The sequence below is a fragment of the Clostridium amazonense genome (assembly GCF_056431285.1).
Genome location: NZ_JBWKMH010000010.1, coordinates 583731 through 592600 on the forward strand (window position 1 = coordinate 583731; position 8870 = coordinate 592600).

7 protein-coding genes are annotated in these 8870 nt (G+C 28.7%); 6 read left to right on the forward strand and 1 reads right to left on the reverse strand.

Annotated features, from left to right (window positions below; all coding sequences use genetic code 11):
• The first annotated feature begins 5 nt into the window (after nucleotides 1–5).
• The 5 genes from clpP (at nucleotide 6) to yihA (ending at nucleotide 7070) form a co-directional block, all read left to right on the forward strand.
• Nucleotides 6–590: an ATP-dependent Clp endopeptidase proteolytic subunit ClpP gene (clpP, locus tag AC07E4_RS06985; RefSeq protein WP_040330826.1), complete on the forward strand. Its 585-nt coding sequence runs from the start codon at nucleotides 6–8 to the stop codon at nucleotides 588–590.
• 20 nt (nucleotides 591–610) lie between these two features.
• Nucleotides 611–1903: an ATP-dependent Clp protease ATP-binding subunit ClpX gene (clpX, locus tag AC07E4_RS06990; RefSeq protein ID WP_040330827.1), complete on the forward strand. Its 1293-nt coding sequence runs from the start codon at nucleotides 611–613 to the stop codon at nucleotides 1901–1903.
• A gap of 139 nt (nucleotides 1904–2042) precedes the next feature.
• The gene (gene lonB / locus AC07E4_RS06995) at nucleotides 2043–3722 is read left to right on the forward strand and encodes an ATP-dependent protease LonB (RefSeq protein WP_423219662.1); all 1680 of its coding nucleotides are present in this window, start codon (nucleotides 2043–2045) and stop codon (nucleotides 3720–3722) included.
• A gap of 431 nt (nucleotides 3723–4153) precedes the next feature.
• A complete protein-coding gene (gene lon / locus AC07E4_RS07000) occupies nucleotides 4154–6487 on the forward strand; it encodes an endopeptidase La (RefSeq protein WP_040330829.1) in 2334 nt (777 codons plus the stop codon).
• Complete coding sequence (yihA, locus tag AC07E4_RS07005) at nucleotides 6477–7070, forward strand: ribosome biogenesis GTP-binding protein YihA/YsxC (RefSeq protein WP_040330830.1); 594 nt, start codon at nucleotides 6477–6479, stop codon at nucleotides 7068–7070. The genes lon and yihA overlap by 11 nt, the downstream gene beginning before the upstream one ends.
• 58 nt (nucleotides 7071–7128) lie before the next feature.
• On the opposite strand, the gene AC07E4_RS07010 is transcribed toward yihA, so the two are convergent.
• Nucleotides 7129–7851, reverse strand: coding sequence for a lysostaphin resistance A-like protein (locus AC07E4_RS07010; protein ID WP_478216007.1), 723 nt, complete (start codon nucleotides 7849–7851; stop codon nucleotides 7129–7131).
• Between the two features lie 379 nt (nucleotides 7852–8230).
• Between AC07E4_RS07010 and AC07E4_RS07015 the strand changes: the two genes are divergently transcribed.
• Nucleotides 8231–8830, forward strand: a complete 600-nt coding sequence (locus AC07E4_RS07015; protein ID WP_478216008.1) for a hypothetical protein — start codon at nucleotides 8231–8233, stop codon at nucleotides 8828–8830.
• The last annotated feature ends 40 nt before the right edge of the window (nucleotides 8831–8870 follow it).

An 8870-nucleotide genomic window follows, 5' to 3' on the forward strand; every position in this document is an offset into this window, starting at 1 on the left:
GTTATATGAGTTTAGTTCCAATGGTAGTAGAACAAACAAGTAAAGGTGAAAGATCTTATGATATTTATTCTAGACTTTTAAAAGAAAGAATAATTTTTTTAGGCGAAGAAGTTAATCCAACTAGTGCAGGATTAGTAGTTGCACAATTATTATTCTTAGAAGCAGAAGATCCTGATAAAGATATATACCTTTATATAAATAGTCCAGGCGGATCAATTACAGATGGTATGGCTATATATGATACTATGAATTATATAAAGCCAGATGTTGTTACAATTTGTACAGGAATGGCTGCATCTATGGGTGCATTTTTGCTATGTTCAGGAGCAAAAGGAAAAAGATTTGCGCTTCCAAATAGTGAAATAATGATACACCAACCATTAGGTGGATTCCAAGGGCAAGCAACAGATATAGATATACATGCTAGAAGAATAATAAAAATAAAAGAAAACTTAAATCATATTATTAGTGAAAACACTGGTAAACCTCTTGAACAAATAAAAAAAGATGTTGAGAGAGATTACTTCATGAGTGCACAAGAAGCAAAAGAATATGGATTAATAGACGAAGTGATAGTTAAAAAGAAATAGCATTTTAAAGAGGTGAAGACATGCCAAGAAATGATGAAAAGAAAAAAATAAAATGTTCTTTTTGTGGTAAAAATGAAGAGCAGGTTAAAAGACTTATAGCTGGTCCGGGTGTTTATATATGTGACGAGTGTATAGAATTATGTTCAGAAATAATAGTAGACGAAAGAGAAGAAAGTGTTCAAATGGACATCACTACTCTACCAAAACCAGCAGAAATAAAGAAATATTTAGATCAATATGTTGTAGGTCAAGATGATGCTAAAAAGTCTTTAGCAGTTGCTGTTTACAATCATTATAAGAGAATTAGTTCTAATGTAGGTGAAGGGGATGTTGAGCTTCAAAAAAGTAATATTTTATTACTAGGACCTACAGGATCAGGAAAAACATTATTAGCACAAACATTAGCAAAAATGCTAAATGTACCATTTGCTATAGCAGATGCTACAACACTTACAGAAGCTGGATATGTTGGCGAAGATGTTGAAAATATACTATTAAAATTAATTCAAAATTCTGATTATGATGTTGAAAGAGCTGAAAAAGGAATTATTTATATAGATGAGATTGATAAAATTGCAAGAAAGTCAGAAAATCCATCTATAACTCGTGATGTATCTGGTGAAGGTGTTCAACAAGCATTACTAAAAATATTAGAAGGAACAGTTGCTTCAGTACCACCACAAGGTGGAAGAAAACATCCACATCAAGAGTTTATACAAATAAATACAGCTAATATATTATTTATTTGTGGTGGTGCTTTTGATGGATTAGATAAAATAATTTCAAGAAGAACTCAAAAGTCTTCTATGGGATTTGGTGCTGATGTTCAAGCAAAAGAAATTAAGGATATAGGTGTACTGTTAAAGGATATTATGCCTGGTGATTTATTAAAATTTGGATTAATTCCAGAGTTTGTAGGAAGATTACCAATAATAGTTACACTAGCAGCATTGGATGAAGAAGCATTAGTTAGTATATTAAGTGAACCTAAAAATGCACTAGTAAAACAATATAAAAAATTATTCGAAATGGATAATGTTTTATTAGACTTTGAAGAGGAAGCATTGAAGGAGATAGCTAAAGAAGCTATAGAGAGAAAAACAGGAGCTAGAGGCTTAAGAGCGATAATAGAAGATACTATGAAAAATATAATGTTTGAAATTCCTTCAAGAGAAGAGATTGAAAAAGTTATAATAACAAAAGATACTATTAAGGATAAAGAGCCAAAGGTTATAGAAGCTAAAAATGGGAAAAGAGAACCTTTAAAGATTGAAAGCAAAGCTAAGTCTGATAGAGGTCTTGAACCAGCATAGAATATAAAAAATACTACATTGATAAAATGTAGTATTTTTGTTTTTATATAGAATATTAAATTACTTATATGAAAATAATACTAACATAAATAATTATAATTGAGAAAGGAATGTAAATATGGGAGAATCAACAATTGTTATAACATTAGTAGTGCATTCTATAGCAATATTTATGTTAGTTATCTATATTTTATGTAATAAAAATAAAGAGAGTTTTTTAAGCAACAACTCTGATGGATCTAAAGATAATTTAGAGGAGATTGAAAAATTAAAAAGCATGAAGAATATATCTTTAACAGAACCACTTACAGAAAAAAGTAGACCAAGTAAATTTGAAGAAATTATAGGTCAAGAGAAAGGTATAAAAGCATTAAAGGCAGCTATATGTGGTCCTAATCCCCAACATATTATAATTTATGGACCGCCTGGAGTAGGAAAAACAGCTGCAGCAAGACTTGTTTTAGAAGAAGCGAAAAAGAAGGCGTATTCGCCTTTTAAAGAAAGTGCAAAATTCGTAGAAATCGATGCAACAACTATAAGATTTGATGAAAGGGGAATTGCAGACCCTCTAATAGGTTCAGTGCATGATCCAATATATCAAGGGGCAGGTCCTCTAGGAGTAGCTGGAGTTCCACAACCCAAAATGGGTGCAGTATCTAAAGCTCACGGAGGAATACTTTTTATAGATGAAATTGGAGAATTACATTCTATAGAAATGAATAAATTATTAAAGGTTTTAGAAGATAGAAAAGTATTTTTAGATAGTGCTTATTATAGTCCAGATAATCAAAGAATACCATCACATATAAAAGAGATATTTGAAGAGGGATTTCCAGCAGATTTTAGATTGATTGGTGCGACAACTAGGAGTCCAGAAGAAATAACACCAGCAATTAGATCAAGATGTGTAGAAATATTTTTTAGAGCCTTAGAGCCAGAAGAAATTGAAATTATAGCTAAAAATGCAATGAAAAAAATAGGATTAGAACTTGATAGAGAAGCTTGTAAGTTAGTAGGAATGTATTCAAGCAATGGTAGAGATGCAGTTAATTTAATTCAATTAGCATCAGGAATAGCTATAAATGAAGATAGAAAGATAGTTACCGTAACAGATGTTGAGTGGGTTATTGAAAACGGTCAGTATACTAAAAGACCAACTAAAAATGTAAAAAGTGAACCTAAAGTTGGATTTGTAAATGGTTTAGCTGTATATGGTGCTAATATAGGTATTATGATGGAAATAGAGGCAACAGCAACAGCAGCTAAGTTAAGAAAAGGTAATCTTAAAATAACAGGAATAGTTGAAGAAGAAGAGATTAACTCAAATAATAAAAAAGTGCGAAGAAAAAGTACAGCATTTTGTTCAGTAGAAAATGTACTTACAGTTATAGAAAGCATTTTTAATATACATACAGATGATTATGATATTCATGTAAACTTTCCAGGAGGAACTATAGTAGATGGACCATCAGCAGGAATTAGCATAACTACAGCTATATATAGTGCTATAACAGGACTTAAAGTAGATAATAAGGTAGCTATGACTGGAGAAATTTCTATACATGGAAATGTTAATCCAGTAGGTGGAGTGAACACAAAAATTCAAGCAGCTAAAAAATCAGGTGCTACGAAAGTTATAATTCCAAAAGAAAATTGGCAAGAAAATTTTAAACAAATAGAAGGTATAAACATAATACCTGTAGTAAATATAAAAGAAGTGCTAAAAGAAGCTATAATAGAAAAATTTGAAACAAATGAACAATTATCAAATATTTGTGAAGAAAGCGATGTTGATGTGCTTACGGCAAAATCAATATAAAATTTATAGATATAATAAATAATTAAGTAATAGTATAATTGAAAAAAAGCTTATTTATAGTTATAATATATAAGTCTATTTATATACTTTTTTAAGTTTTAAAAATATGTAGTATAATAGGAATATGTGATTTTATAGAGTTATGAATGAAAAAATATATTTCTTTAATTATAAAAATTAACTTAATATAGGGTAAGATATATAATTTTGACTTAAAATTTTAATAATTTATCTAATTGATATATAGGAAACCAAGTTTAAACTTTAAGTTATGTGTGTTTTAGTTGAGAGTTTTAAATCAAAAAAGAAAACTATGAATTAAATTCAAAACTAATAGTATCAATTAATGATTGTATAAACTAAAATATTAGCTTGGGAACCTATATATTAAAAAGTTATTGACTAAAATTAAAAATGAGTGGGGGAGAAGAATGGATAACAAAGTGATAAAACTTCCTTTAATACCTCTAAGAGGATTAAGTATATTTCCATATAATGTTCTTAGTTTTGATGTTGGTAGAGAAAAATCTATTTTAGCATTAGATGATGCAATGGCCAAGGATCAAGAAATATTTTTGGTATCTCAAAAAGATGTAAAAGTAGAAGATGTAGAGAAAGAAGATATATATACTATTGGAACAATATGTAAAATAAAACAACTAGTTAGACTTCCAGAAGATTATATAAGAGTATTAGTGGAAGGTGAATGTAGAGGGAAAATAGTAAACTATATAAAAGATGATAGAACTATATATGGAGAAGTTGAAATAATTGAAAATGAGGAATGCGATGGTGATATTGAAGGCATAGCATATTTAAATTCAGTATTAGATGCATTTAAAAATTATTTAGATATTACATCACAAGCATCAGCTGATATATTAATTGAAGTTGAAGATGATGAAAATTTGGGAAGAGTATGTGATACTATAGCTACATATATGTCACTAAAGCAAAATAAGAAACAAGAGTTATTAAATATTATAGATGTAAAAGAACGTTTAGAAAAATTATTAATGTTTATAAAAACAGAAATACAGATTGTAAATGTAGAAAAGAAAATAGGAAATAGAGTAAAAAGTAAAATAGGAAAAATACAAAAAGAACACTATTTGAGAGAGCAAATAAAGACAATGCAAGAAGAATTAGGTGAAGATGATGAAGAGGAAAAAGAAATAAAAGCCTATGAATCTAAAATAGTTAAAGCTAAATTACCTAAAGAAGCAAGAGAAAAAGCTCTTTATGAAATGAATAGATTAAAAAGTTCCGGGGTTTCATCTCAAGAAGGTCTTGTTGTAAAAACATATTTAGATACATTGTTAGCACTTCCATGGAACAATATAACTAAGGATAATCTAAATATAAAAAATGCAAGAAAAGTGTTGGATGAAAAACATTATGGCATGGAAGATGTTAAAGAAAGAATCGTTGAGTATTTAGCGGTAAGAAAGATGAGCAAAGGTTTAAATGCACCTATATTATGTTTAGTTGGTCCTCCTGGAGTTGGAAAAACATCTATAGCTAAATCTGTTGCAGATTCAATAGGAAGAAACTTTGTAAGAATGAGTTTAGGTGGAGTTAAAGATGAATCTGAGATAAGAGGTCATAGAAAGACTTATGTTGGAGCTATTCCAGGAAGAATAATAAGTGGTATGAAAAAAGCAGGATCTAAAAATCCAGTGTTTTTGTTAGATGAAATAGATAAGACAGGTACAGATTACAAGGGTAATGTAGGGGATGCGCTTTTAGAAGTATTAGATCCAGAACAAAATAATACATTTAGAGATAATTATTTAGAGTTAGATTATGATTTATCTAAAGTTTTATTCATTACTACAGCAAACTCACTTGATAATGTATCAAGACCACTTTTAGATAGAATGGAAATCATAGAGGTAAGTGGCTATACAACAGAAGAAAAATTTCATATAGCTAAGGATCATTTAATGCCTAAAGTATTAAAAGAACATAATGTAGATGATGGTCAAATAAGAGTTTATGACTCAGCAATTAAAATGGTTATAGAAAACTATACAAGAGAGTCTGGAGTTAGAAATTTAGAGCAAAAATTATCTTCTTTAATAAGAAAAGCTATTAAAGAGTTGATTGAAAAAGATAAGAGCAAGATTACAATTTCAACAACTAATATAACTAAATATCTTGGAACAACAATATTTAGTTATGATGATTTAGATGTTGAAGATAAAATAGGTGTTGTAACAGGACTTGCATGGACTGGATATGGTGGAGATACTCTTCCGGTAGAAGTTACTGTTATGAATGGAAGTGGAAAACTTGAACTTACAGGGAAACTAGGAGATGTTATGAAAGAATCTGCAAAAGCAGCTTATACTTATGTAAGAGCTAATTCAGATAGATTTAGAATAACAGATGAGTTTTATAAGAGTAAGGATATACACATTCATGTTCCAGAAGGTGCTGTACCAAAAGATGGTCCATCTGCTGGTGTTACAATGACAACAGCTATAGTATCTGCACTTAGCAATAAAAAAGTAAAACATAATGTTGCCATGACAGGAGAAATTACACTTACTGGTAGGGTACTTCCTATAGGTGGACTTAAGGAAAAAAGTTTAGCTGCATATAGAATGGGTATAGATACAATAATAATGCCAAAAGAAAACAAGAAAGATTTAGATAACATACCTAAAACAGTTAAAAATAAAATTAACTTTATACCAGTAGATAAAATAGATGATGTGCTTAAAAATGCACTAATTGGAGAGATGAATAATGGAAATTAAGAAATCGGAATTTTTTATATCAGCAGTAAAGAAAGAGCAGTATCCTACGGATAATAGAATTGAATTTGCATTTGTAGGACGATCAAATGTGGGAAAATCATCACTAATAAATACTTTAACTAATAGAAAAAAATTAGTAAAAGTAAGTGGTACACCAGGTAAAACAAGACTTATAAATTTTTTCATAATAAATGATGAATTTTATTTTGTTGATTTGCCTGGATATGGATATGCTAAAGTTTCTAAGAAGGAACAAGAAGGTTGGGGAAAAATGATGGAGAGATATCTTGTTGATAGACCTCAACTTAAGAAAATAGTATTATTAGTGGATTCAAGACATAAACCAACTAATGATGATGTAATTATGTATAACTGGATAAAACATTATGGATATGAGGTTATAGTAGTTGCTACAAAACGTGATAAGCTTACTAATAACGAGGCAGCTAAAAGTAAAAAGATAATTAGAGAAACATTAAAAATGCCTAAAGACGAAGCATTATTATTCTTTTCATCTTTAAAAAAGGATGGAAAAGAGGCTTTGTTAGAAGAGTTATCTAAAAATACAATTGATGAAATTTAAAAATATATTTAAGAAATAAAAAAGCAAGATGATTTTATACAAAATCATCTTGCTTTTTTTAAGCTATCAGTTTTTGAGATAACAAAGAAATTGTAGTCATAAAATTAACCAATGTGTGTAAGCTTACTGCATACCAAAAGCCTTTTTTTTCTACTAGATAGCAATTTATCATACTTATAGTAAATAATACTAAAAATGCTGTTAAGCTAAAATGTATTATTGAAAAAATTAAACTTGATAATATAGCTGCTAATATTTTAGGAAAAAATTTATTAAATACTTTTTCAAATAAAATAAATCTAAATACAAATTCCTCTAGTATTGGAGCAAATATAACAATTGGAGCTATTGAAGCTATAAAAGTTATTAAATCATAATCTGAAAGCATTGACACAACTTCTTGTTGCTTAAAATTTACTTTTAGCAATGATAATAAGCCAATCCAAATCATTGAGGCTACAATTGAAATTATATATCCAACAAGAGAATATTTTATTGCTGATGATATTTTAAGTTCATTAAATTTGTAATAAGCATAATCAATATCGTTATTACGTTTCATAATAAAAATAGTAATTATAACCATAATGAATGGTAGTGTATTTGCAAACATTGATGGTGAAATTAAGATTATTAATCCGTAAAACAAAGTAAATAATATATTTTTAAATGAAAATATTTTGAAATCATCATTATTAGAGTTCATTTTATACATATAAAATATATATGGTGAACAATATACTAAAATAATTATGATCAAATCAAGTATTATCGGTATCATAAAATAAAACACTCCTTTAAAAATGATAATCATATTGTAACATCAATCTTGAATATTTAAAATGTTTAATTATTCTAATGAATACAATGATGATGGTAAAAGTACACTTCTATATAAATATTCTAATTTACAATAAGGTAGAACAAAAAATATTTAAATCAAATTCAGTTAACATAAGTTGATATCCTATAAAAATTTAAAAAAATATGTAACAAAATATAAATATGGTAAATATTATATTATTATAAAACGACAGAAAACAAAAATAAGAAACAAAAGAATATATTATAAAAAATAAAAATAAGTGTCAAAAAAGGAAAAAACATCATAGTATGTATTGTACTAAAGAAATAAAAAAATAAAAGGGAGGAATTTTTTTATGGATATGAATGCTTTATTAAACTTAATTTCTAGTTTAAACACAGGCGATGGAAACTCAAATGCTGCTAATGGATATAGTGGAAACTGTGGATGTGAAAATGACAACAATAATTGTAATTGTAACAACAACAACAATAATGGTTGCGGTAACAATTGTAACTGCAGTGGAGGAAATAGTTATAGAAGAGGCGGCTTTGGCGGCGGATGGTTCTTATGGATAATATTATTCTTAATATTCTTCTGTTTCTGTGGATGTGGCGGAAGCGGATTTGGCTGTGGCGGCTATGGAGCAGCTCAACAACCACAACAACCACCATATAATCCATGTTGTACACCATGCTGTTCACCATGTGAAATGGTATGTGAACCAGTTTGCTCATGTGACTGCTGCTGTGGAAGCAATAAAAAATCTAAAAAGTCTAAAAAAGAATATATCTGTTGTTATATGCCTCAACAACAACCACAACAAAACTATGGATACGGATTTGGCTGCGGAAATGGCTTCGGAGGCTGCGGTGGCTTTGGCGGATCTTGGATTTGGTGGATAATAATTTTATTATTTATATGCTTTGCTTGGGGCGGCGGAAGAAGATGCTAGCATAATTTAATGAATATATAGAAGGAGGGATAATATATGT